The sequence below is a fragment of the Streptomyces sp. SCA2-17 genome, assembly GCF_044336695.1.
Genome location: NZ_CP117521.1, coordinates 2,170,343 through 2,194,789, shown reverse-complemented (window position 1 = coordinate 2,194,789; position 24,447 = coordinate 2,170,343). Strand labels below are relative to the sequence as shown.

Annotated in this window: 20 protein-coding genes and 1 tRNA gene; 13 read left to right on the top strand and 8 right to left on the bottom strand. The window is 71.5% G+C overall.

What is annotated here, in order from left to right; translation table 11 throughout:
- Nucleotides 1-132 precede the first annotated feature (132 nt).
- From PS271_RS09820 to mycP, 6 genes are all read left to right on the top strand, one after another.
- Entirely contained in the window at nt 133-1,029 is an 897-nt protein-coding gene (locus PS271_RS09820; protein ID WP_398381580.1) for an FAD binding domain-containing protein, read from the top strand.
- The gene (locus PS271_RS09815) at nt 1,026-3,122 is read left to right on the top strand and encodes a (2Fe-2S)-binding protein (protein ID WP_398381579.1); all 2,097 of its coding nucleotides are present in this window, start codon (nt 1,026-1,028) and stop codon (nt 3,120-3,122) included. Before PS271_RS09820 ends, PS271_RS09815 begins: the two co-directional genes overlap by 4 nt.
- Before the next feature lie 23 nt (nt 3,123-3,145).
- The gene (locus tag PS271_RS09810) at nt 3,146-5,485 is read left to right on the top strand and encodes a molybdopterin cofactor-binding domain-containing protein (protein WP_398386782.1); all 2,340 of its coding nucleotides are present in this window, start codon (nt 3,146-3,148) and stop codon (nt 5,483-5,485) included.
- A 116-nt stretch (nt 5,486-5,601) separates the two neighbouring features.
- On the top strand, nt 5,602-6,099 hold the full coding sequence (locus tag PS271_RS09805) for a DUF2563 family protein (RefSeq protein ID WP_398381578.1): 498 nt from the start codon (nt 5,602-5,604) through the stop codon (nt 6,097-6,099).
- Nucleotides 6,100-6,123: 24 nt separating this feature from the next.
- The gene (locus PS271_RS09800; RefSeq protein ID WP_398381577.1) at nt 6,124-7,713 is read left to right on the top strand and encodes a hypothetical protein; all 1,590 of its coding nucleotides are present in this window, start codon (nt 6,124-6,126) and stop codon (nt 7,711-7,713) included.
- 11 nt (nt 7,714-7,724) lie between these two features.
- The gene (mycP, locus tag PS271_RS09795; protein ID WP_398381576.1) at nt 7,725-8,918 is read left to right on the top strand and encodes a type VII secretion-associated serine protease mycosin; all 1,194 of its coding nucleotides are present in this window, start codon (nt 7,725-7,727) and stop codon (nt 8,916-8,918) included.
- 12 nt (nt 8,919-8,930) lie between these two features.
- On the opposite strand, the gene PS271_RS09790 is transcribed toward mycP, so the two are convergent.
- The 7 genes from PS271_RS09790 to PS271_RS09760 form a co-directional block, all read right to left on the bottom strand.
- Nucleotides 8,931-10,031 (bottom strand): hypothetical protein, encoded by a 1,101-nt coding sequence (locus PS271_RS09790; protein ID WP_398381575.1) that lies wholly within the window; start codon nt 10,029-10,031, stop codon nt 8,931-8,933.
- Nucleotides 10,032-10,097: 66 nt separating this feature from the next.
- Complete coding sequence (locus tag PS271_RS09785) at nt 10,098-12,230, bottom strand: hypothetical protein (RefSeq protein WP_398381574.1); 2,133 nt, start codon at nt 12,228-12,230, stop codon at nt 10,098-10,100.
- Between the two features lie 38 nt (nt 12,231-12,268).
- On the bottom strand, nt 12,269-12,787 hold the full coding sequence (locus PS271_RS09780) for a hypothetical protein (RefSeq protein WP_398381573.1): 519 nt from the start codon (nt 12,785-12,787) through the stop codon (nt 12,269-12,271).
- Between the two features lie 165 nt (nt 12,788-12,952).
- Complete coding sequence (locus tag PS271_RS09775; protein ID WP_398381572.1) at nt 12,953-13,435, bottom strand: hypothetical protein; 483 nt, start codon at nt 13,433-13,435, stop codon at nt 12,953-12,955.
- A gap of 171 nt (nt 13,436-13,606) precedes the next feature.
- Nucleotides 13,607-14,362 carry a hypothetical protein gene (locus tag PS271_RS09770; RefSeq protein WP_398381571.1) on the bottom strand — a complete coding sequence of 252 codons (756 nt, stop codon included), beginning with the start codon at nt 14,360-14,362 and terminating at the stop codon, nt 13,607-13,609.
- Between the two features lie 85 nt (nt 14,363-14,447).
- A tRNA-Cys gene (locus PS271_RS09765) sits at nt 14,448-14,519 on the bottom strand.
- Between the two features lie 97 nt (nt 14,520-14,616).
- Nucleotides 14,617-15,576, bottom strand: a complete 960-nt coding sequence (locus PS271_RS09760; protein ID WP_398381570.1) for an alpha/beta fold hydrolase — start codon at nt 15,574-15,576, stop codon at nt 14,617-14,619.
- Between the two features lie 88 nt (nt 15,577-15,664).
- On the opposite strand from PS271_RS09760, the gene PS271_RS09755 reads away from it, so the two are divergent.
- The 5 genes from PS271_RS09755 to PS271_RS09735 all read left to right on the top strand — a co-directional run bounded on the left by PS271_RS09755 (nt 15,665) and on the right by PS271_RS09735 (nt 21,897).
- On the top strand, nt 15,665-16,570 hold the full coding sequence (locus PS271_RS09755) for a LysR family transcriptional regulator (protein WP_398381569.1): 906 nt from the start codon (nt 15,665-15,667) through the stop codon (nt 16,568-16,570).
- Nucleotides 16,571-16,714: 144 nt separating this feature from the next.
- A complete protein-coding gene (locus PS271_RS09750; RefSeq protein WP_398381568.1) occupies nt 16,715-17,269 on the top strand; it encodes a cysteine dioxygenase family protein in 555 nt (184 codons plus the stop codon).
- A complete protein-coding gene (locus PS271_RS09745) occupies nt 17,269-18,342 on the top strand; it encodes a YeiH family protein (protein WP_398381567.1) in 1,074 nt (357 codons plus the stop codon). The genes PS271_RS09750 and PS271_RS09745 overlap by 1 nt, the downstream gene beginning before the upstream one ends.
- Nucleotides 18,343-18,539: 197 nt before the next feature.
- A complete protein-coding gene (locus PS271_RS09740) occupies nt 18,540-20,036 on the top strand; it encodes an MFS transporter (protein WP_398381566.1) in 1,497 nt (498 codons plus the stop codon).
- A gap of 70 nt (nt 20,037-20,106) precedes the next feature.
- Nucleotides 20,107-21,897, top strand: coding sequence for a DEAD/DEAH box helicase (locus PS271_RS09735; protein ID WP_398381565.1), 1,791 nt, complete (start codon nt 20,107-20,109; stop codon nt 21,895-21,897).
- 31 nt (nt 21,898-21,928) lie between these two features.
- Here PS271_RS09735 and PS271_RS09730 read toward each other — a convergent pair whose 3' ends face one another.
- On the bottom strand, nt 21,929-22,501 hold the full coding sequence (locus tag PS271_RS09730; protein ID WP_398381564.1) for a hypothetical protein: 573 nt from the start codon (nt 22,499-22,501) through the stop codon (nt 21,929-21,931).
- 352 nt (nt 22,502-22,853) lie between these two features.
- On the opposite strand from PS271_RS09730, the gene PS271_RS09725 reads away from it, so the two are divergent.
- Both PS271_RS09725 and PS271_RS09720 read left to right on the top strand, forming a co-directional pair.
- A complete protein-coding gene (locus PS271_RS09725; RefSeq protein WP_120758830.1) occupies nt 22,854-23,495 on the top strand; it encodes an IclR family transcriptional regulator in 642 nt (213 codons plus the stop codon).
- A gap of 103 nt (nt 23,496-23,598) precedes the next feature.
- Complete coding sequence (locus PS271_RS09720) at nt 23,599-24,438, top strand: S16 family serine protease (RefSeq protein ID WP_398381563.1); 840 nt, start codon at nt 23,599-23,601, stop codon at nt 24,436-24,438.
- Nucleotides 24,439-24,447: the final 9 nt, after the last annotated feature.

The window sequence follows — 24,447 nt, the reverse complement described above, 5'->3', positions numbered from 1 at the left end:
GACCCTCGCGACGGCGGAGTCCGAAGATGTGCCAGAGTTGCCACGTCCGGGCCGTGAGGACGTACCGTACGGCGGGATCGTACGGCGGGATCAGGCCGGACAGCCGGGACCACCGGGGAAGGGGCAGCTGGGTTGACCACGCACGCACCGCAGGCAGCGCACACGGTGACGCTGCCGGGCTCGCTCGACGAGGCCGTGGCGGCGCTGGCCGCCATGCCCGCGGCCGTGCCCGTCGCGGGTGGCACCGATCTGATGGCCGCCGTCAACTCCGGGCTGCTGCGGCCCGCCGGGCTCGTCGGCCTCGGCCGCATCAGCGAGATCCGCGGCTGGCAGTACCAGGACGGCCACGCCCTGCTCGGCGCCGGCCTCACCCACGCCAGGATGGGCCGTCCCGACTTCGCGGCCCTCATCCCGGCGCTCGCGGCCGCCGCGCGCGCCGCCGGCCCGCCCCAGATCCGCAACGCCGGCACCCTCGGGGGCAACATCGCCTCCGCCGCGCCGACCGGCGACGCCCTGCCCGTCCTCGCCGCCCTCGAAGCCTCCCTCATCATCGCCGGCCCCGGCGGCAGCCGCCGCGAGATCCCCGTCGGCCACCTCCTCGCGGGCTACGAGATGCTCGGCCCCGGCGAGCTCATCGGCTACGTCCGCGTGCCGCTGCTGCACGCCCCGCAGACCTTCCTCAAGGCCACCGGCCGCACCGGCCCCGGCCGCGCCACCGCGTCCGTGGCCGTCGTCCTCGACCCCGCGCGCCGGGGCGTGCGCTGCGCGGTGGGCGCCGTCGCGCCCATGCCGCTGCGCCCCCTCGACGCCGAGCGCTGGGTCGCCTCGCTCATCGACTGGGACGGCGAGCGCACGCTCGCCCCCGAGGCGTGCGCCGCCTTCGGCGAGTACGTCGCCGCGGCGTGCATCCCGGACCCCGCCCCCGCTCCCGACGGCGGGGAGCCGGGCACCCTGCCGCCTGCCGCGCTGCACCTGCGTCGTACGGTGGCGACTCTGGCCCGCCGAGCACTGGGGAGGGCACTCGCGTGAGTGACGAACAGCGACAGGCCCACGCCGCCGGCCCGGCCGGCTGGCAGCCGATCCCGCGCGGCGGGGAGTACGACGAGGGCACCACGTTCCTGCAACTTCCGCCGGAGCTCCTCGCCCACCCGGGCGCGGCCATGTCCGGCACGGGCGCCTGGGACCCGCTGGCCGCGGCCGGTTCGGGCGGGTATGTCCCGCCGTCCGCGGACTCCTGGCAGCAGGCTCCGGCGGCTGCGGGGGCGCACGGGCAGTGGGGGGTGCCGCCGCAGGAGCCCCGGCCTGAGCCCCAGCATGAATTGCGTGACAGCGGCGCGCATGGTGCCGATCCGCAGGCCACGGCGGAGTGGCCGATGCCGGGTGAAGGCGCCACGGGTTCCACCGGCCAGTGGTCCGTACCGGCCATGGGTGACGACCCTGTTGACGAGTCCGGTGAGTACGTGGCGCAGGGGGGTGCGGCGGTGCAGGAGCCTCCGGCTCCGGCTCCGGCTCACGACCCGGCTCCGTGGTCCGCGCAGCCCGTGGACGACTCCTGGCGCCAGTCCCTGGCCGCGGCGACGCCTGCCGCCGGTACGCCCATTGCGGGCGACACCGGCCAGTGGTCGGTTCCGGTGGTGTCCGAGGGTGCGGGGGACGCGTCCGACACCTCCGGTGAGTACGCGCTGAACGGCTTTACGAGCCCGGTCGCCCCGGACGCCTCGGCCGCCTCCGCCGCCGGGAATTCCGCTTCCGCCGAGCCGCCGGCCGTGGACGTGACGGGCGCGTTCACCGTGCCGCAGTACGTCACGGATGTCACCGGTACGGGCGATAATCCGGGCGGCGCGGAGGCGGTTGCCGCCACGGAGGAGCCGGAGCCGGCGGTGCGGCCGGCGCGGAGGGAGGGCTCCGCAGGCGAGCCGGAGCAGCAGCCGGAGCCTCAGCAGCAGCCGGGGCCGCAACAGCCGGAGCCCCCGCAGCACGCCCAGTCCGTACCGCCGCAGCAGCCGATGCACGCGGAGTCGTTCGGCCACGCGGAGCAGACCGAGGGGGCCGGGGGGAACGAGCCCACCGAGCAGCCCGGCCTGCCGACCCTCTCCCAGGACCCGGAGCAGCCGGCGGAGCAGCCCGCCGCCCGGCCGGAGCAGCCTGCCCAGCCCACGCAGGCCGAGCCGTTCGTACCGCAGCAGGGCGGGCCGGAGGCGGCCGTAGCCGCGGGTGATGCCGTAGCCGATTCCGTAGCCCCGGCGGCAGCCGGCGGGCCCGCCCACGAGGACCCGGCGCCGACCGCGTACGCCCCCCTCGGCCACGACCCGCTCGCGCCGCACGAGCCGCTCGGCGCCGACCCCCTCGGCCTGGGCGCCCACCCCCTCGCCCCCCACGTCGAGCACCCCTGCGCCTCGTACGTCCTGCGTGTCAACGGCACCGACCGGCCCGTCACCGACGCCTGGATCGGGGAGTCGCTGCTGTACGTGCTGCGCGAGCGCCTCGGCCTGGCCGGGGCCAAGGACGGCTGCTCGCAGGGCGAGTGCGGGGCCTGCTCCGTGCAGGTCGACGGGCGGCTCGTCGCGTCCTGCCTCGTTCCGGCGGCCACGACCGCCGGCTCCGAGATCCGCACGGTCGAGGGCCTGGCCGTCGGCGGGCGGCCGTCCGACGTGCAGCGGGCGCTCGCCGAGTGCGGTGCCGTGCAGTGCGGCTTCTGCGTGCCGGGCATGGCGATGACCATGCACGACCTGCTGGAGGGCAACCACGCCCCGACCGAGTTGGAGACCCGCCAGGCCATCTGCGGCAACCTCTGCCGCTGCTCCGGCTACCGGGGCGTGCTCGACGCGGTCCGCCAGGTCGTCGGCGAGCGCGAGGCCGCCGCGGCGCACGAGCAGGAGCTCCAGCAGGGGACGCAGGCGGAGTTCCAGCCGGAGTTCCAGCCGGAGTTCGAGCAGGGGGCACAGCCGGGGTTCCAGCAGGGGCTCCAGCAGGGGCTTCAGGACGCGCAGCAGCAGCACGAGCAGTACCAGCAGCACGAGCAGTACCAGCAGTACGAGGCCGGGCAGCCGGATGCGGACCAGGCCCGCATCCCGCACCAGGCGGGCCCGCACGGCGGGGGCAGCGGAAGGGCGACGGCATGACGGGAAGCGGCGGAATGGGCGGTATGGCGGGAATGGCCGGTACGGCCGAGGGTGGCGCCACGGCCATCACCGTCCCCCCGCTCGCCTCGCCCGGCAGCCACGCCGAACCGACGCACGGCATCGGCGCCTCCCTCCCCCCGGCCGACGCGGAGGCCAAGACCCAGGGCATCTACCCGTACGCGGCCGACCTGTGGGCGGAAGGCCTGCTGTGGGCCGCGCTCCTGCGGTCCCCGCACCCGCATGCCCGCATCCTGTCGATCGACACCTCCGAGGCCGCCCGGATGCCGGGCGTCCGCGCCGTCGTCACGCACGCGGACGTGCCGGGCGACGCCGCCCACGGCCGCAAGGTCGCCGACCGGCCGGTGTTCGCGTCCGAGCTCGTGCGCCACCACGGCGAGCCGATCGCCGCCGTCGCCGCCGACCACCCCGACACGGCCCGGCTGGCCGCGGCGGCCATCGCCGTCGAGTACGAGGTGCTGGAGCCGGTCACCGACCCCGAGCAGGCCTTCTCCGCCGAGCCGCTGCACCCCGACGGCAATCTGATCCGCCACATCCCGCTGCGCTTCGGCGACCCGGAGGCGATCGGCGAGGTCATCGTCGAGGGCCTGTACCGCATCGGCCGCCAGGACCCCGCGCCCATCGGCGCCGAGGCCGGCCTGGCCGTGCCCCGCCCCGACGGCGGCGTCGAGATCTACACCGCGTCGACGGACCCGCACGCCGATCGCGACCTCGCCGCGGCCTGCTTCGGCCTGGCGCCCGAGCGCGTCAAGATCGTCGTCACCGGCGTGCCCGGCGCGACGGGCGACCGCGAGGACCCCGGCATGCAGCTGCCGCTCGGCCTGCTCGCCCTGCGCACCGGCCGGCCCGTCAAGCTCGTCGCCACCCGCGAGGAGTCCTTCCTCGGCCACCCGCACCGCCACCCCACCCTGCTGCGCTACCGCCACCATGCGGACGCCGACGGCAAGCTGGTGAAGGTCGAGGCGCAGATCCTGCTGGACGCCGGCGCCTACGCCGACTCCTCGTCCGACGCGCTGGCCGCCGCCGTGGCCTTCGCCTGCGGCCCCTACGTCGTCCCGCACGCCTTCGTCGAAGGCTGGGCCGTCCGCACCAACAACCCGCCGTCCGGGCACGTGCGCGGCGAGGGCGCCATGCAGGTGTGCGCCGCGTACGAGGGCCAGATGGACAAGCTCGCGGCACGCCTGGGCCTCGACCCGGCCGAGCTGCGCCTGCGCAACGTGATGGCCACGGGCGACCTGCTGCCCACCGGCCAGACCGTCACCTGCCCCGCGCCCGTCGCCGAACTCCTGCGCGCCGTCCGCGACTACCCGCTGCCCGCCCTCCCCTCCGACGACTCCGAGGAAGAGTGGGTGCTGCCCGGCGGCCCCGACGGCGCGGGCGAGCCCGGCGCGGTGCGGCGCGGCGTCGGCTACGGCCTGGGCATGGTGCACATGCTCGGCGCGGAGGGCGCGGACGAGGTCTCGACGGCGACGGTCAAGGTGACCGGCCCGACGGCCACGGTCATCTGCGCCGCCGTGGAGACGGGGCAGGGCTTCTCGACCCTGGCCCGCCAGATCGTCCAGGAGGTCCTCGGCCTGGACGAGGTCTACGTCGCCCCCGTCGACACCGACCAGCCCCCCTCCGGCCCCGGCGCGCACAGCCGCCACACGTGGGTCTCGGGCGGCGCGGTCGAGCGGGCGGCGCGGATGGTCCGGACGCAGCTCCTGCAGCCGCTGGCCGCGCAGTTCGGCATGTCCGCGGAGCTGCTCACGATCGCCGACGGGAAGATCACGTCGTACGACGGCGTCCTCAGCACGACGGTCGCCGAAGCCCTGGACGGCAAGGAACTCTGGGCGACGGCCCAGTGCCGCCCCCACCCCACGGAGCCGCTGGACGAATCCGGCCAGGGGGACGCGTTCGTGGGCATGGCGTTCTGCGCGGTGCGCGCGGTGGTGGACGTGGACGTGGAACTGGGCTCGGTGCGCGTGGTCGAGATGGCGGTGGCCCAGGACGTAGGCCGAGTCCTGAACCCGAAGCAGGCTCGTGCCCGTATCGAGGCCGGCGTCACCCAGGGCGTGGGCGCGGCCCTGACCGAAAACCTCCGCACGGCGGCGGGCGTGGTCCGCCGCCCGGACTTCACGGGCTACGCCCTGCCCACGTCGATGGACACCCCGGACGTCCACATCGTGAAGCTGGTGGAAGAACGGGACGTCGTAGCCCCCTTCGGCGCCAAGGCGATCAGCGCGGTCCCGGTGGTGACGTCCCCGGCGGCGGTGGCAGCAGCGGTACGCGCGGCCACGGGCCGCCCGGTCAACCGCCTCCCGATCCGCCCGCAGGCGGCGGTGGCGGCCTCCGTCAACTCCTGAGTACCCGTACTTATGTGAGTGTCACTGCACGGCAGTACTGTGTAGCGTGAAGTTACATGTGATGGCCGGTGGTTGACCGGGGGCCGGCGGGTGGGGAAAGCAGTGAAGAGGCGAACGTGACTGAGCAGGCATCGCCCAAGGGGGGCTTCGCAGCCGAACTGGCCTCGCTGAAGAGGTTCAAGGGCCGGGTGGACGAGCTGCTGCGGACGCTGGACGAGTCCGACGGGGCACCGAGCAAGGTGGCCGACACGGGGTTGACGCAGGCCCACTTGGGCCATGGCTTCAACGCCGCTGACGCGCTCTACGGGGTCTACCACTCCGTCCACACCGACTTGGTGACACTGTCCAAGCTGCTGAACGACCAGATCAGCGCACTCGGCGACGCCATGCTGGAAGCCCACGGAGGCTACGCCGGCACGGACGCGGAGGAGCGGGAGAAGCTCTGGGCGATCCACGAGCGGATGCAGCGCCAGTACGACCCGAAACTCGACCCGGACGCCGAGACGGCACAGCCGCACACGTCGAGGACGGGGCCGCGTACGGAACTGCGCGCGGACGGTGGGAGTGGCGGCAACGGCGGCAATGGCGGGACAGGCGGAAACGTCCCCTTCTAGACAAGGGAAGGAAGCACAGCACTCATGACCGACGCAGCCCTGCCCAGAAGTGACAAGGACCCACGGCAGCTGCCGATGTGCACGCCTGTCCAGGACTTCTACGCCATCCCGCACGAGAAGCTCCAGGCGATGGTCGAGCACGCGGACCAGCACCGCGTCATCGCGGTCTCCCTCACCCTCAACGGTACGGCCCAGGCCATCAAGAAGCTCAGCGACGACCTCAAGGAACACATGGAGGGCGTCATCTGGTCGGGCGAGGCCGGCGAAGCCTTTCGCAGGTGGGGCAACTCCATGGTCAATGAGACGCGCCGGCTCAGTGAGTACGCCAAGGAGGTCGACAAGTGGATGGGCTTCGCGTCCACGGACCTGGGCAGAGCACGACGCATGCCGAAGTACTCGCCGCAGGACAAGGCCACGGTCGACGCCTGGCTGAAGAACAACCCCCTGGCCCTGGGCAAGGTCCCCATGCCCGGCCTGGAACCTCTCGGCGGCAACAACCTGGTGAGCGGCGGCCCCACGCAGAAAGAGGCGTACGACGCCCAGAAGCGGCTCGATGACAACCACAAGGCCGCAGCTGGGCTGATGAAGGCGCTGTCGGAGTCGTACGACCAGTCGGCGACGCAGATCTTGCGGGCGCCTCGGCCTAATTTTCGGCCTATGCCGGAGCGCATCATGCCGGACACACGCAGGCACGAAGGGCTGGATCATGAGCGCCTTCCGGATAGAACTGGTGGTGGTGCGTCGGTCGGTGGCGGTTCGGGCGGGGGTACGCCGAGTAGCTACGGAGGCGGGGTATCGAACACCGGCGGGCTCGGTGCGGCGACACCGACCAGCTCAGGCGAACGGACTCGGCAACCGGAACTGGACCTCTCCGGCGGTGTCGAAGCACCACACCGTGTGCCGATTCAGCAGCAGGATCGGCCGCCGGTCGTTTCACCAGACGCCAGAAAGCCGCAGATTCCCTTGCCACACGTTCCCCTACCCGCTTTGCCTCGCCCTGAACGACGCCCCGATGTGGACCGCCTCCCGGGGAGGCCGATCCCTGACCGGGGCGGGCGGCCGGCCTCCAGAATTCCGACTCCGGAGACCGGGCCTGGTGCCAGCCGCCGTCCGGACATTCGGCTACCGAACGTGCCGCGCGATGGCATCGTCGGTGGCCGCCCCACACCACGCGGATCCGTGCCGACACAGAGTCCCGGAAGGGCTCCTGTAGTCGGTACGGAACCGTCTCCGCGGCAGGGGCAGACCCGGCCGCCCATGGTTCCCGGAACGGGTTTCGGCGGGATGCCCGGGCCTGTATCCGGTAGCTCAGGAACCGGAGCAGGCAGAGCCAGAGCGACGGAGCCCGGTGGAATCGTTGGGGGACGCCCCGGAGGTGGTGGCGCAGCATTCACTCCGGGCGGTACAGGACTGGTGCGTGGCGCGGGCACAGGGGAGACCCGCAATAACGCCTCTGGAAGGCCGGGGATGATGGGCGGCTTCATGCCTGCCGCAGGCGCCGGTGGTGCCTCTCCGGAGCGGCGGTCTGGCAGTCGACGCCCCGACTACCTGGTCGAGGACGAGGAGACCTGGGGCCAGGACAGCAAGCGCGTTGTGCCACCGGTCATCGAGTAGAGGACATCCACATGCGCAACGCTCGTGCCGTAGGCGTCCTTTTGGCCACCCTGATCGTGAGCGGAGCAGTGGCAACGACCGCTCACGCTGACACCATCCGCTCTCGACAGTGGCATCTGGACGCCATGCACGCGGAAGAGATGTGGAATACCAGCACGGGAGCGGGGGTCACGGTAGCAGTGATCGACTCCGGAGTAGACGCCAGCTTGCCTGATTTGCGAGGTCAGGTTCTTGAGGGGAAGAACTTCACGTCTGAGCCGGGTGACGCCCGCACAGACACCGATGGCCACGGGAGCAGCATGGCGGCTCTCATCGCAGGTACAGGAAAGGCGGGTAGCGACGTCGGTTCGTATGGCCTTGCCCCCGGGACGAAAATTCTCCCTCTTCGTGTGGGCGGGAAGAACTTTACCGAGGGCTCAAGAATGATGGTCGACGCGCTTCGCTATGCGGCGGAGTCGGACGCCCGAATCATCAACATCTCTCGGGGCGGCGGCGGGCGGAATGAGGCTGAGGAAAAGGCCATCGCCTACGCCTTGAGCAAGGGGAAGATGGTCTTCGCAGCGGTGGGTAACACGGGTGACAAGCTCAACTCAGTTGAGTACCCAGCTGCTTATCCGGGTGTCATCGGCGTGGCTGGCCTGAACCAGGAAGGCGCAGCCGCAACCTGGTCGCAACACGGCCCGCAAGTGGACCTGTCCGCCCCGGGCGCCGACATGGTCTCCGCTTGCACAGGGGGTACCGAGGTCTGCCGAGGCAACGGCACCAGCGGCGCCACCGCCCTCGCCTCCGCCTCCGCTGCCCTAATCTGGTCCGTCCACCCCACCTGGACCGCCAACCAGGTAACCCGCGTCCTCATCAACACCGCAGGGCGGCCTGACACCGGCGAGAAGCGCAACGACTACGTCGGCTACGGCGCCGTCCGCCCCCGTATCGCCCTCAAGGACCCGGGCGACCCGGGCCCGGCCGATGTGAACCCCCTCCCGGGGCCCGCGCCCTCGCAGGCGCCGAAGAGCGACGACGGCACGGACAGCGCCGACAGGCTCTCGAAGCCCTCGGGTACCGAAGCCTCGGCGAAGGGCGGCGGTACCGCCACCAAATGGATCGCCCTCGGCGCCGGAGCCGCAGTCCTGATAGGGGCAGCCATCGCCACCCCCATCGTCCTCAACCGCCGCCGCAACACCGACCGAGGCAGCGCCGCTCTCTGAGGTATCACCGGTTCACGGAAGCTTCAGATCGCGGCAGCCGTGCGTCTTCGCCGACTGCTCGGCAAATGCCTTGAGCGCTGCGCGCTCGAACTGCGGATCCGGGTTCTTGACGGAGAGGCCCATGTTGGCGCCGCGTATGACGGGTTTCAGGGTGTAGAGCGAGCGCTTGGTGCTATCGGCGCACTGGGCGCTGCCATATCCGTGGTGGTTCTTGTCATCGAATCCGGAATCGCCGGTCGCATCGAACTCTCGGGCCTCACGGCGCACGATTTCGGCGAGGGTCCCGTAGGAAGCGGTAAGCCGATAGAGCTGGTAGCCGCGGGCGTCGGTCAGGTAGCAGCCTTCCGTCAGCGTGTGGGGGTCCGAAGGGGCGTCCGCTGCCGATACCGCTCCGGATTGCTTGACTCCATCGGCGAGAGCGACGACCGGCGCGCACGTCCCTCTCGCCTTGCCGAGCGGGACCTGGTTCCGGGCCGGGTCCGGTGCGACGCTGCTGGTGGCTTTGCCTACGGAGGCGTCACAGCCGAACTTTGCGGCGGCGCTCTTCGCGGTGCGCGTGGTCAACCGGGCGAGGCCCGCACGATTTTCGTCGTCGGCGTCCGGGTAGAGGGCGCGTGTAGCGACGAGCAGGCTCTCTTCCTGCTTGTTGCGGCACGCGAGCTCGACGATCCCGAAGAGCTGGCCGTCGTCGCTGGCGATCGATCCGGGCCAGTCGGCCCCGATCGGGACGACGCCGGTGCGCGTGTTCTGTTGCAGTTGCACCGGCAGCGTTCTTACCGGGGTGTGGGACTTCGAGGTCCAGTGGACGTCCACGGTCACCACACTGCGGGCGTCCCGGTCCTTCAGAACGCAGTCGGTGACGCGGCCGCCACCGCTGCCCTCGGAGAGGAGGAAGTCGAACTGGTGGTCTTGCTTCGCATAGACCCGGCTTCCTCCTGAAACCGAGCGAGCGTCCTCCTTGGAGAGCAGCCCATTGCAGGCAGCACTCAAGGACCGCTCGTCGCGCCAGCTCTCGTAGCCACCCGAAAAGTAGAAGGCTCCTCCGGCGACGAGCAGCAGGCAGACGAGAACGGCGAATACGGTGATCAGCCGGCGAGGGCGGACACGAGGCACGGCAGTGGTCCTTGTATGGGGTCGCGGATAATTTGGGCAGCAGGGCGCGTCATCGCGCAGCAGGCGCTACTTCTCGCGATCCAAGGCGATGAACGCTTCGTTCCGGGCACTGTCGTGGCGCTCCTGTCCGGAACCCACCAGGTGACGTATGAGTCCGTCGGTGGCTTGGTGGTCATTCTTCGCACCCCATTCCACGATAAGACTGTCCACCTCGCGCTGGCCGTGGTTGAATTCCGCCCGGTTCTGCTCTCCGGCTGCTTGGGATGCTTCGCTGATTTGCTCCTTCGTCCACTCGTACATGGCAAAATCGGTGATGCGGTTGGCGATGTCAAGGCCAACCTTGAGGCCCTTCGGTGTCTCTTCGCCGCCGATCTCGGCGGGAACGAAATTGAGGGCTGCTCCGGAAGACCCGGTCACGGCGTGGCTGACGTCCCGGGCCCACTGGATGGCCTTGTCCCGCTTGTCGAACACCACGTCTGAGCTGACGCCGTCGTAGAAGCCGTAGACCGACGAGGCGGCTTCGATGACGGCCGCTCGGTCGTCGGCGTTGCCGTTGAAGGGCACACGGACCAAGGTATCCGCGGCGTATTGCCGCTCGGCGTTGTACATCGACGCGTAGGCCGTGGGGTCGTCAGCGACCCCACGCATGATCTTGACGAGGTCGTCCTTGTGGACGGCCATACGGACGGTATTGCCGTCCTTCCATATTCCGCCCTCCTCGCCCAGCTTCTTGTAGTCCTCGTTGGTGCGGGAAAGGATCTCGTGGGTGTCGGTCGTGTAGTCCGTGAGCATGTTCCCGAGCGGGGCCCGCAGATTCGCGGGGAGCTTGTCGCCCTTGCCGCCCTCGTTGAGGGTGCGGAGGGTGTCGTGCATGACGCGTGCCTCGGCCTCGGTGTGCCCGCCCAGCGTGTGCTTGGTGCCGGGCACTTCACCTGTCGCCGCAGCCTCCAGTGCGGCCCCGAGCCCGGTGCGAGCCGCCGGATCGTCCTGGGAGAGGAGTGCCCCGGGGCCGCTGAGTGCGATCTTCGGCCAGTCGCGGTCCTTGAGCAGGTATTTCAGGTGGTCGTTCTTGCCGTCCGCGCCGGGATCGAGGAATGAGGTCGCGGTGGCGGGGTCCTTGCCCATGATGCCCAGCAGGTGGTCGAGGGGGTCACTCGCTATGCCGGGGTGCCTGCGCCACTGCGTCCAGATGTCCTTGTGCTTCTTCTCTGTGTCGATGATGTCGTTGCCGAGATCGCGGAGGAACTGTTTCCCGTATCGGTCGTGATGTTCCATGAGGCTGACGAAGGACTGGTAGCCGTAGTACGGGTCCGTCTTGCTGCCGTAGTTCTTCGTACCGGCCTTGCGTAGGTCCTCGCGCCACTTCTCGTAGAACGGCGAATTCGCGTCGCGCGTCGCGGCGGCGATGTTCGTCGCGAGGCCGTTCTGCAACTGCTCGTATTCTTGCTTTTTGTCCCCGCTGGCCAGCCCGCGCAGCCTGTTGGCGTAGTCGATGGTCTTGTCGGCGCCGAGCTCGGCGAGGAAGGTCTGGCTGAACTCGGAGCTGTTCTTGTTGTCGCGTTGCAGGCGCTGCATCTCGGCGAGCTGCTTGTCGTCCCAGTGCGAGAGCCGGGCCAGTTCGGCCTGGCGCCGGCCCTCGACCTTTTCGATGTCGCCTTCGGCCTTGGCGTTGAAACCGTGGTCGAACCCGTCGAGAGGGTCGGAGTCCTGTACGGCGGCCGTCAGTGCCAGTTTCACGCCCTGGTCGGCGTCGTCGAAGGCCTGGACGAGGTCGCCGATGGACTTGGACCAGTTGCTTTCCGTGGTGTGGAGGTCGGGGTCGTGGCGTGCCGCGTTTGCGAGGGCCTTGTCCGCCTTCTCGAAGTCGAAGCGGGCGGCGCCGTCGTCGGACACCTTCATGCCCGCCTCTTCGGCCTTCGCCACCTGTGCTTTGAGCTTGCCGCGCAGATCCGTGAACTGGGCGTGCGCGTCCCGTAGGAGGGAGGCGAGCGCACGAGCCTCCTTGGCGGCCGCGCTGAACTGCTCATACGTCTGCTTGTTGGCCATCTCGGCGAACGTGCGGGCGACGCCGGTCCACGAGCCGTCGACGGCGACGTTCTGCACCTGGCTGTTGTAGGCCTTCTGTACCTTCTCGAAGTCCTTCGCCGCCTTGTCCCACTCCTCGGCCGCCGTCGTCAGCAAGGCGAGGTCGGTGGTCATGACCTGGTGGTACGTGAGCATGTTCCGGACGTGCCCTTTCAGTAGTCCGCCAGGCCGGAGAGGAACGGCGGTTTACCGCCTGCCGGGGCGGGCCCGGGCAGAACCGGAGGCGTAGAAGGGAAGCGGCGATCGAATTCGGCGCCCAGGCCGTTGTCGGCTCCGTGGAACAGCACATTGGTGCCGCTCAGTGCGGATTTCTCGGCGGAGAGGCGGTTCTGTAGTTCCTTCACCGAGGCGCGCCAGCCCTTCAGCGCCTCGTTGATGCCCGCCCCGGTGGCCCAGTCCTTGAAACCCTTGCCCGCGGCTTCCATGGCCCCGTCCATGAGTCTGCCGGCCTCGCCGAGGTCGGGCTGGATGTGCTGCTCAAGGGCCGAGACCGCCGTCTTCTTCTTGGCGGCGGAGGAAGCGAGCCCCTGGCCGTCGCCGCCCCCGCCCGGCGACGTGCCGTTGAGCTGCGTGTGCGGCTCATCGGCCCCGTCGGAGCCGGTCCGGCCCGGGCCTCCCAGCCGCGCCGCCGACTCGGCCTGCAGTGTGCCCCACTCGTCTTCGAACTCCACGGTCCCCCCGGAAGTCTCGTCAGCTCGTGCCCTGTCGGATCAACCCAACCGCACCAGGGCATTCAGACGTTCGAAACTAGCAAGGGTGGCGCACTGGGCGCAGCCCGGACCGGATCATGGGCGCAGCGCTGCTGCCGGGACGGCGCTTCCGGTCTCGTGGGCCGGTCAGACCCCTCGGAGTCTGCGCCAGGTCCATCCCGAGCTGAGGACCGCCTTTTGCAGGGCGTTCCTCACGTCACGCGTGTCCAGCGTCGTGACGCGGCGACGACGGCCGTCGGGTCCCCGCTCGTACTCCCACTCCACGGTGAATGTTCCGCCCGGGCGGTACCCGTGCCGCATGGACAGCCCGCCCCCGCCGGAAGACCACTGTTCCTGGATGACCTGCACCTCATGCCGCGACGGGTTCAGGTACATCCGGAGCCTGGCTCTCTGCTCCTCCTGCCGACTGGGGTTGTCGAAACTACCCGTCCGGAACCACCACTCCGCCACTACGTCGGCGTGCTCCGCAGGGCCGGCATTGCGTATGAGAAATGGCACGCGCAGGCCGCTGACCGCGAGCATTGCTTCCCGGACCTCTGTAGCGGAAAGCGGCACGACATCGCAGTCCGGGTACTTGGTGCCGAGCCATTTGTCCAGAAGACGGCCCATCGCTGAACCTCCGTCCCGGCGCTCGGGCGCACTGGGCGCACGAAGTCCTGGAAGTCGACAAAACGGTGCCCTGTTCGGCGCCGGGCACGGCGCAGGATTCTGGTGTGTACGTTACAGAGCCCTCGGTGGACAGGCGGATGGCCCTGGGCCTCTACCGCGGGTGCTTCAGGGTCAGTTGAGCGGCAGTAGCCAGTGGGCCTCGTCGCGGTAGTCCGTCGGGGTGCAGGCGAAGTCCAGGGTGGTTGCGTCCGGTGGGGCGTTGGTGTGCATCTTCACCGTGACCTTCTGGTGGGGTGCGAGTTCATCCGGGAACCAGGGGTGGTCGCGGTCCCATTTCGGGCTCATGGGGCCCGTGGGGGTGAGGTCGCCCGGCTTGAGCTTTTTTTCGGTGCTGATTCCGTTCCACGCCAGCTTGACGGACTTCCCCTGGTCGTTGACGTACGTCACCGTGAACTCGTAGGTCAGCTCGCCCTTCACCAAGGCGACGTCACCGGGAAGGTTCGGGACGCGCCGGGCCTTGCCCACGGTCACCTTCACGCCGTCCCGGTAGCGCGCTGTTCCGCCGGGGCTCAGTGGTGTCCCGTACTTGCCACCCGCCGAGACCAGGTCCTCAGGCCTGTCGTCGAGGTGGGAGAGCCCGTTGAGGAACCAGATCACCAGGCCCAGGCAGACAGCCATCACCGTGGCGCCCAGAGCGATACCGATGAGCGCCGGGACGCGGACATCGGCCTTGTCCTGCTTCACCCGTCTCCAGCCGATCGCACCGCAGACCGTCGCGGCCAGGCCGAGCGGGACGGCCAGCGGAATGCCCCAGAGCGTGCCGGCGGTCAGCACCGCCGTTACGGCCAGCGCCAATGCCACCATGCCGATGTCATTGGGCCGCTTCGGAGTGAGGCCGGGCAGGTCCGGCAGCGGCTTCGTCTTCATGAGGTGATCACACCCCGGGGCGTGCCTTTCCCGGGAGCGCGTGCTCACTCAATCCGGCCTGAGTAGTTCTACTCACAAAGCCGAGAGGCCGTGACCGGATTCGAACCGGCGTAACTCGCTTTGCAGGCGAGCCCCTCAACCACTCGGGCACACGGCCATGTTGTGCTCCTGGCGTTGACACTGTTGACACTATGGGCGCCATCCGGAGCGTTCAACAGTCCGGTCCGTCCCGCAATGCGACTGCCATTCCCCGTTCACACGGCCCCGCGCGCCTCCGGGTCGTACCCCCTCTCCAGGAACTGCTCCACCACCGGACGGAACAAGTCCGGCTCGTCCACCCACGGGTAGTGGCCCACGCCGTGCAGCGTGCGGACCGCCGCCGTGCGGAAGGACGCCGCTACCAGCTCTCCCGCGCGCATGCCCGCCAGGGCGTCGCGGTCGCCCGTGATGACCAGGACGGGGCAGCCGACCTCGGGGAGGCGGGAGAGGAGGGCCTGGCGGGCCGGGTCGTCGACGCCCTGCCAGAAGCCTGCGCGGGGGACCGGGCCGAGCTGGCCGGGTTCGGTGGCGGCGTGGGCGCGCTGCGGGGCGTCCCAGCGGCCGTAGCCCATGGGCGCCGCGCGGAGCAGGAGGCTGCGGACCTCGTCCATGTCGGCGGTCGTGGGGAGGGTGTGCACGGCCACGTACGCGTCCGTCCACCAGTCCTCCGCCGCGCGGGACTCGAAGATCTCCTCGGCGTCGTCGGGCAGCTCGCCCTGGAGCCGCGAGCCGGGCGTGACGAGCACGAGCCGCGTGAGGCGGTCGCCGTGCTGCGCCGCGTACGCCTGGGCCGTCGCGCACGCCGCGTCGTGGGCCAGCAGCGCGAAGGTCTCCAGGCCCAGGTGCGTCCGCAGGGACTCCAGGTCCTCCGCGAGCGCCGGGAACGCGTACCCCCACGGCTCGGGCGAGGGCGGCGAGGCCCCCGTGCCGCGGCTGTCCGGGATGATCAGGGGGCGGTGGGCGTCCAGGCCGCCGAGGTCGCCCAGATACGCGGCGTCCCTCCCGGGCCCGCCCGCCAGGCACACCAGCGGCTCCCCGGAGCCCGAGCCGGAGCCCGAGCCGGAGCCCGAGCCGGAGCCGGAGCCGGAGCCCGAGCCGGATCCCGAGCCCCCCGCACGCCCCTCCAGCACCCGGTAGCTCAGCTCTACCCCGTCGTACGACACGTAATGTGGCATAAGACCGCCTCGTCCCTTTCATCCGCTCATCCAGAAGCTACCCCCCACCTCTCTCCCCGCTATCCCAAATTCCGCTTATGATTCCGGCGTGTTCGACTCGCGGCACATCAAGACGTTCCACGCGGTGGTCACGGCCGGTTCGTACTCCGCGGCCGCCCGCGTGCTCGGCTACACCCAGCCCGCGATCACCCAGCAGATGAAGGCGCTGGAGCGCTCCGTCGGCACGCCGCTGTTCACCCGCGTCGGCCGCCGCATGCGGCTCACCGAGGCCGGCGAGGCGCTCGCCCGGCACGCCGAGAGCATCCTCGACAGCCTCACCGCCGCCCAGCAGCAGATGAGTTCGCTGACGCGCCTGCGCGCCGGACGCGTCAGGGTCTGCGCCTTCCCCAGCGCGAGCGCCACGCTGATACCCGAGGCGCTCGCCCGCCTCGCCGCCGACCACCCGGGCATCCGCGTCGAGCTCCTGGAGGGCGAGCCGCCCGACTCGATCCGCCGCCTCGTGCGCGGCGAGTGCGACATCACCCTCGCCTTCACCTACCCCGGCCTGCACGAACAGGTCCCCGAGGAGCTGGTGGAGATACCGCTCATGGAGGACCAGCTCACCGTCCTGATGCCCATAGGGCACCCCCTCGCCCGCCGCCGCGCCGTCAAACTCGGCGACCTGTCCGGCGAGCGCTGGATCGCCGGCTGCCTGCGCTGCCGCACCAACTTCCTCCACGAGTGCGCCGAGGTCGGCTTCGCACCCGACATCGCCTTCACCACCGACGACAACCTCGTCGTGCAGTCCCTGGTCGCCGAGGGCCTCGGCATCGCGATGATGCCCGGCCTCGTGCTGTCCTTCATGCGCCACGACCGCATCACCGGACGCGCCCTCGACCCGGCCTCGCGCCGCCAGGTCTCCGCGTACGTGCTGCGCGACCACCTCCGGATCCCGGCGACCGCGCTCGTCCTGGACGAGCTCAAGGCCGTCGCCGCCCGGCGCGTCGGCTGCTGACCGGGAGCCCGGACTTCACGGACCACGCCCCGGCGACCGGCGACTTACAGCCGGCGACTTACGGCCAACTCATAAGCGCTCGTTGGGTTCCGGTCAACAGACTGTCGTTGGACCCGCCCGACCGCCCGCCCCGACCCTGCACTCATGACCACTCCCACCGCAGCCCCGACGACCGCGCGCCTCGCCCAGCTCGTCGACGACGTCCGGGAAGCCGTAGGCCGTGGCCTGCCGCCCGACACGACGGCCTACCTCGTCGGCGAGCGGCTCGCCGCCCACCTCGGCGCCGGCGACCTGCTCACCGCCGAACAGCAGGAGGGCGACCCCGACCACTACCGGCAGCACATCCTGCACGCCGAGCACGACGGCAGCTTCTCCGTCGTCGCCCTCGTCTGGATGCCCGGCCAGCAGACCGCCATCCACGACCACGTCTCCTGGTGCGTCACCGGCGTCCACGAGGGCACCGAGAGCGAGCGCCGCTACCGCCTCGTGCCCGACGGCACCACCGCCCGCCTCGTCGCCACCGAGGACGTCGTCAACCACCAGGGCGACGTGTGCGGCTTCGCCCCGCCCGGCGACATCCACCGCGTCCGCAACGCCTGTACGGCCAAGGCGATCTCCCTGCACATCTACGGCGCCGACATCTCCCGCCTCGGCTCCAGCGTCCGCCGCGTCTACGACCTCCCGGCCGACGAGATCTGATGGCGATCGTCACCCCCCGGACGAGCGCCTCACCGCAGCCCGCCCCCGCAGCCCCGGCCCCGGCCCCCGCCCCCGGCCCGCTCCCCGGCCTCGCCACCGCCGCGGCCGGCGTGGCCGTCGCCTGGGCCGTGCACCTGCTCGTCCCCGCCGTCCCCATGCTCACCGCCGCCGTCGTCCTCGGCATCGCCGCGGCCCACGTCCCCGGCGTACGGGCCTGGGTGCGCGGCTCCGCCCGGCCCGGCCTCACCCTGGCCGGCAAGCGGCTCATGCGGATCGGCGTCGTCCTGCTCGGGCTCAAGCTCGGCCTCGACGACGTCCTCGGCCTCGGCTGGGCCACCGTCGCCATGGTCGTCGCCGTCGTGGCGGCCACCTTCGCCGGCACGCTCTGGCTCGGCCGCAGGCTCGGCCTCCGCGGCGACCAGCCGCTCCTCATCGCCACCGGCTACTCGATCTGCGGCGCCTCGGCCATCGGCGCCGTCAGCGAGGTCTCCGGCAGCGACGAGGAGGACGTGGCGACGTCGGTGGCCCTCGTCACCCTCTGCGGCACCCTCGCCATCGCCGTCCTGCCGCTCCTGCACCACCCGCTCGGGCTGGACGACGCGCAGTTCGGCCGCTGGGTCGGCGCGGGCGTGCACGACGTCGGGCAGGTCGTGGCCACGGCGCAGACCGCCGGGCCCGCGGCGCTCACCGACGCCGTCCTCGTCAAGCTGATGCGGGTGGCGCTGCTCGCGCCGCTCGTCGCGGCGGTGGCCGTGTCCGTACGCAAGCGCCGCCGGAGCCCGGTGAACGCCTCGGGGAAGGCATCCGGGAAGCGGCCCCCGCTCGTCCCCCTCTTCGTGCTCGGCTTCCTCGCCATGGTCGGCGTCCGCACCACCGGCTGGGTCCCGGCGGCCGGGCTGGACCTCGCCGCGCACGCCCAGGAGCTCCTCCTCGCCGCCGCCCTCTTCGGCCTCGGCAGCGCCGTCCACCTGCCGTCGCTGGTGCGCACCGGCGGGCGCGTCGCCGCGCTGGGCCTGTGCTCGTGGGTCGTGATCGCGGGGGCCTCGTACGGGGGTGTCCTGCTGACGGCTTGACCGGGTACGGACGGTGATCCGTGCCCGGTGATTCCGCCGGACCCTCGCCGCGGGGGTTGCGCGCCGCCGCGGCGGGAGGGGGCAGGCGCTCGCTCCGGCCCCTCCCGCCCCGCCCGGGTTCCTAGGACCCGAGTCCGACGCGATCTCCTCCTCCCGGCAGGCGCCGGAAGCGGATCCCCTCCGTACGCTCAAGCGGTATGACCGCAGCCGAATCCGTGGCCCCGCGGGCCACTGCCGCGAACGACCCGGCCGACGGCATACTCGGCCGCCGTCACCGGGCCCTGACCCTGGGCATCATCTCCGTCGTCTCCCTCATCGCCTTCGAGGCGAGCGCGGTGACCACCGCGATGCCCGTCGCCGCCCGTGCCCTCGACGGCATCGGCCTCTACGCCTTCGCCTTCTCCGCCTTCTTCACCGCGAGCCTCTTCGCGATGACGCTGTCGGGGGAGTGGTGCGACCGCTCGGGCCCCCTCGTCCCCCTCTTCACCGGCATCGCCGCCTTCGCCGCCGGCCTGGTGATCGCGGGCTCGGCGCAGCGGATGTGGATGTTCGTCGCGGGGCGCGGGGTGCAGGGCATCGGCGGCGGGCTGGTGATCGTCGCCCTGTACGTGGTGGTCGGCCGGGCGTATCCGGAGCGGCTGCGCGCCTCGGTCATGGCCTCCTTCTCCGCCGCCTGGGTGCTGCCGGTGATCGTCGGCCCGCTGGTGGCGGGCACGGTCACCGAGCAGTTCGGCTGGCGGTGGGTGTTCCTGGCCATCCCGGTGCTGGTCCTGCTGCCGCTGGCGGTGATGCTCCCGGCCCTGCGCGCCCTGCCGCCGGGACCGCCGGCCGGGACGCCCGACCGGCGCCGCATCCTGCTGGCGCTGGCCGTCGCGGCGGGCGCCGGGCTGTTGCAGTACGCGGGGCAGGACCTCACGCCGTGGGCCCTGCTGCCGGCCGCCGCCGGGCTCGCCCTGCTGGTGCCGTGCATACGGCGCCTGCTGCCGCGCGGCACCTTCCGCGCCCGCCGCGGGCTGCCGTCGGTGGTGCTGCTGCGCGGCATCGCGCAGGGCTCCTTCGTGGCCGCGGAGAGCTTCATCCCGCTGATGCTGGTCACCGAGCGCGGCCTGTCCGCGACGCTCGCGGGCTTCTCCCTCACGGGCGGCGGGCTGACCTGGGCGCTCGGTTCGTACACCCAGAGCCGCCGCCGGGCCGAGCCGTACCGCGAGCGGCTGATGTGCCTCGGCATGGGGCTGGTGGCGCTGGCCGTCGCGCTGATGGCGGCGGTGCTGGCGCACGGCGTGCCGGTGTGGGCGGCCGGGGCGTCGTGGGTGCTCGGCGGCTACGGCATGGGCCTGACGATCTCCAGCGGTGCGGTGCTCCTGCTGAAGCTGTCCCGGCCGGGCGAGGAGGGCACGAACGCGGCCTCCCTCCAGACCTCGGACGCGCTCGGCAGCATCCTCCTGGTCGGCCTGGCCGGAGTGCTCTTCGTCTCCTTCGGCGGAGGCTCCGGGAGCTCCGGAGGCTCCGAGGGCGGCGCGGCGAGCGCCGCCGCGACCGCCTCCGCCGCCCCGCCCCACGCCTTCGCCGCCGTCTTCGCGGCCGCCGCCGCGTTCGCGCTGGTGGGCGCGTACGTGGCCACCCGGCTCAGCCCGCGGGAGGCCGCCGGGCGCGGTGTGACCTCGGTCCCACCCGCGGGTGACCCCGGGGCGTAACCCCGGAGCGTGAACCCGGGCCCCGGTAGGCTGACGCGGTTGCCGACCGCCGAACCAGCCGACGGAGACCGTGACTACCACCACCACAAACCACCACCTCTCCCCAGCTTTCCCCGGCCGGGCTCCTTGGGGTACCGCGAACAAGCTGCGCGCCTGGCAGCAGGGCGCGATGGAGAAGTACGTCCAGGAGCAGCCGCGCGACTTCCTCGCCGTCGCCACGCCCGGCGCCGGCAAGACGACCTTCGCGCTCACCCTCGCCTCCTGGCTGCTGCACCACCACGTCGTCCAGCAGGTGACCGTCGTCGCCCCGACCGAGCACCTGAAGAAGCAGTGGGCGGAGGCCGCGGCCCGGATAGGCATCAAGCTCGACCCGGAGTACAGCGCAGGCCCCCTCGGCCGGGAGTACCACGGCGTCGCCGTCACCTACGCCGGCGTGGGTGTGCGCCCGATGCTGCACCGCAACCGCTGCGAGCAGCGCAAGACCCTCGTCATCCTCGACGAGATCCACCACGCCGGTGACTCCAAGTCCTGGGGCGAGGCGTGCCTGGAGGCCTTCGAGCCCGCCACCCGCCGGCTCGCCCTGACCGGCACGCCCTTCCGCTCGGACACGAACCCCATCCCGTTCGTGACGTACGAGGAGGGCAACGACGGCATCCGCCGCTCCTCCGCCGACTACACGTACGGATACGGCAACGCCCTCTCCGACGGCGTCGTCCGCCCGGTCATCTTCCTCTCCTACAGCGGCAACATGCGCTGGCGCACGAAGGCGGGCGACGAGATCGCGGCGCGCCTCGGCGAGCCGATGACCAAGGACGCCGTCTCCCAGGCGTGGCGCACCGCGCTCGACCCGCGCGGCGAGTGGATGCCGAACGTGCTGCGGGCGGCCGACCGCCGCCTGACCGAGGTGCGCAAGTCCATCCCCGACGCGGGCGCCCTCGTCATCGCCTCCGACCAGGAGTCCGCCCGCGCCTACGCCAAGCTGATCCGCGAGATCACCGGCGAGGGCGCCACGCTCGTGCTGTCCGACGACAGCGGCGCCTCCCAGCGCATCGACGACTTCTCGCACGGCACCGACCGCTGGATGGTCGCCGTCCGCATGGTGTCCGAGGGCGTCGACGTGCCCCGGCTCGCGGTCGGCGTCTACGCGACGACGATCTCCACGCCGCTGTTCTTCGCCCAGGCCGTCGGGCGCTTCGTGCGTTCGCGGCGCCGCGGCGAGACGGCGTCCGTCTTCCTGCCGACCGTGCCCGACCTGCTGACCTTCGCCAACGAGATGGAGGTCGAGCGCGACCACGTCCTCGACAAGCCGAAGAAGGGCGACGGTGAGGAGGACCCGTACGCGGAGGAGGACAAGCTCCTCGCCGAGGCGGAGCGCCAGCAGGACGAGGACACCGGCACCGACGACCAACTCTCCTTCGAGGCGCTGGAATCGGACGCGGTCTTCGACCGGGTGCTCTACAACAACGCCGAGTTCGGCATGCAGGCCCACGCGGGCAGCGCGGAGGAGCAGGACTACCTCGGCATCCCCGGCCTGCTGGAGCCCGAGCAGGTGCAGCTGCTGCTCCAGAAGCGGCAGGCCCGCCAGATCGCGCACAGCCGCAAGCGGCCGGACGAGGAGGCGGACCTCCTCGAACTGCCCGCGGAGCGACGCCCGGTGGTCACCCACAAGGAGCTCCTGGAGCTGCGCAAGCAGCTGAACACCCTGGTCGGCGCCTACGTCCACCAGAGCGGCAAGCCCCACGGCGTCATCCACACCGAACTCCGCCGCGTCTGCGGCGGCCCCCCGAGCGCGGAAGCCACGGCGGGCCAGTTGAACGAGCGCATCAAGAAGGTGCGCGAGTGGGCGACGCGGATGCGCTGACGGCGAGCGCCGGCCCGTCCGCGGTCCGGCGCTAGCGGTCCGCGGGGAGGACCGTGAAGGGGATCCTCACCTGGGCGGGCCAGGTTGCCTGGTCGGTGTTGATGTTCCTCTCCATGGTCATGGAGAGGCCCCTGAAGGCAATGACACCCTCGCCCGGCTGCACGCCGGGCGCGAAGGTGTAGCGGATCTTGAAGTGGGCCGTGGAGCCCTTGTCCAGCCGGGGGTGCGGCACCTCGACTTCGTTCGATGGGTCATACCAGGTGGATGCCCAGGCCTGCTTCTCCTCGTTCCAGATCGACAGCTTCGCGTTGTCCCATTCGGGGCCCGGCCTTCCGTGGAAGTAGACCTCGTTGTACAGACCGATCTCCCCGTAGTTCGTGTCGGTCGCGGAGTTGTCGACCGTCACGTCGAGGTCGACCGTCTGGCCCGGCTTGATGGTGAAGCCCGTGGATCCGACGTTGATGACGGTTCGGCCGACCGTGGGCTGCTGCTCGGCTGCCGCCGCCGCGGGTACCCGCTCGGAGGCGGCTGCCGGGGCGGCGAGTAAGGCGGCGGGGACAAGAACACCTGCGGCCACGAGCGTGGCTATTCGGGAAGTCTGCATGGTGATCACCTTAAGGCGGACTTTGACGGTTCGTCAGTGTTTTTCGGCCATTGACGGGTTCAGTGATTCCGCCCGTAAACCGTCCGCATGGCGGGACGCCGGCCCCGGTATCCGAAATTCGGCCGCGGCCTGACCGGATCGCGGGCAGACTCTTCCGCTGAGCGGACCGGCGGCGCTACGGTTCCGGTCACGCACACGCCCCGTGGCAGCGCCGCCGCGGAGCGCAGCCGGTTAAAGAAGAGCTGCAAGAAGCGACAAGCCGCCGGCGGCCTCTCCTCGCGCGCTGCCGGCACGGGACCGGTGGCGCACCCCACCCGAACGAGAGCCGCCCCCACATCGGAGGAGGGGCGTCGTGACAGCGGAGACCTCGCAGACGCTCGACCGGGGACTGCGCGTCCTCAAACTGCTCGCCGACACCGACCACGGCCTGACCGTCACCGAGCTGTCCACCCGGCTCGGCGTCAACCGGACCGTCGTCTACCGCCTGCTCGCCACGCTGGAGCAGCACGCACTGGTGCGCCGGGACATCGGCGGCCGCGCCCGGGTGGGCCTCGGGGTGCTGCGGCTCGGCCGCCAGGTGCACCCGCTGGTGCGCGAGGCGGCTCTGCCCGCCCTGCGCTCCCTGGCCGAGGACATCGGGGCCACCGCCCACCTCACGCTCGTCGACGGCACCGAGGCGCTCGCGGTCGCCGTCGTCGAGCCGACCTGGACGGACTACCACGTGGCCTACCGCGCGGGCTTCCGCCACCCCCTGGACCGGGGCGCGGCCGGCCGCGCCATACTCGCCGCCCGCCGCGGCGAGACCGACAGCCCCGGCTACGCCCTCACCCACGGCGAGCTGGAGGCCGGCGCGAGTGGCGCGGCGGCACCGCTGCTCGGCGTGCTGGGGATCGAGGGCAGCGTGGGCGTGGTGATGCTCACGGACACGATCCCCGAGCGCGTGGGGCCGCGCGTGATGGAGGCGGCGAAGGAGGTTGCGGACGCCCTGCGGTGAGCCCCGCGCACCGCGCCGGCCCGGGTCCCTTCCGCTGCCCGCCGCGCCTCGCCCGGCGAGGGCGCGTGTCACGGAAGGGGCGCGGGTGAACTAGATTCGCTGCATGCCCGCTCCGACCACGCCCGCTCCGGCCACGCCGTCCCCGGCCAAGCCCGCCCGGTCCCGCCGTGCCCGGACCCTCGCCGTCTGCGCCGTGCCCGTCGTCGCCCTGCTCGCCTCCGTGCCCTTCGTGCCGCTGCCGTTCGCGGTGGCCCAGCCCGGCTCCACGGTGGACGTGCTCGGCTCCCACGACGGCAAGCAGGTGATCGCGATCGAGGGCACCCCGGCGCGGAAGACCACGGGCCAGCTGCGCATGACCACGATCGTGGTGACGGGCCCGCGCGTCGACGTGGACCTGGGCGACGTGATCAGCGGCTGGTCCCGTACGGACCGGGCCGTCATGCCGCACGACGCCGTCTACCCCGTGGGCGACTCCGACGAGGAGGTCGACGCGCACAACCAGGAGGAGATGAAGAAGTCGCAGGACGCGGCCACCGACGCCGCCCGGCGCTACCTGCACCGCTCGCCCGGCGAGCTCAAGGTCGGCCTCAGCCTCGCCGACGTGGGCGGGCCGAGCGCGGGGCTGCTCTTCACCCTCGGCATCATCGACAAGGTCGACGGCGACGGCCGGGGCGGCGAGCTCACGGGCGGGCGCACCATCGCCGGCACGGGCACGATCGACGCCGACGGGACCGTCGGCGAGGTCGGCGGCGTCCCGCTGAAGACCCAGGCGGCCCGGCGCGACGGCGCGACGGTCTTCCTCGTCCCGAAGGCCGAGTGCTCGGCGGCGAAGGCCAACCTTCCCAAGGGGCTCCAGCTGGTCCCGGTGGAGAAGCTCCAGGACGCGGTCAAGTCGCTGCGGGCCCTCGCCTCGGGCGACGAGGACAACGTCCCCGCCTGCTGATCCCCGAGG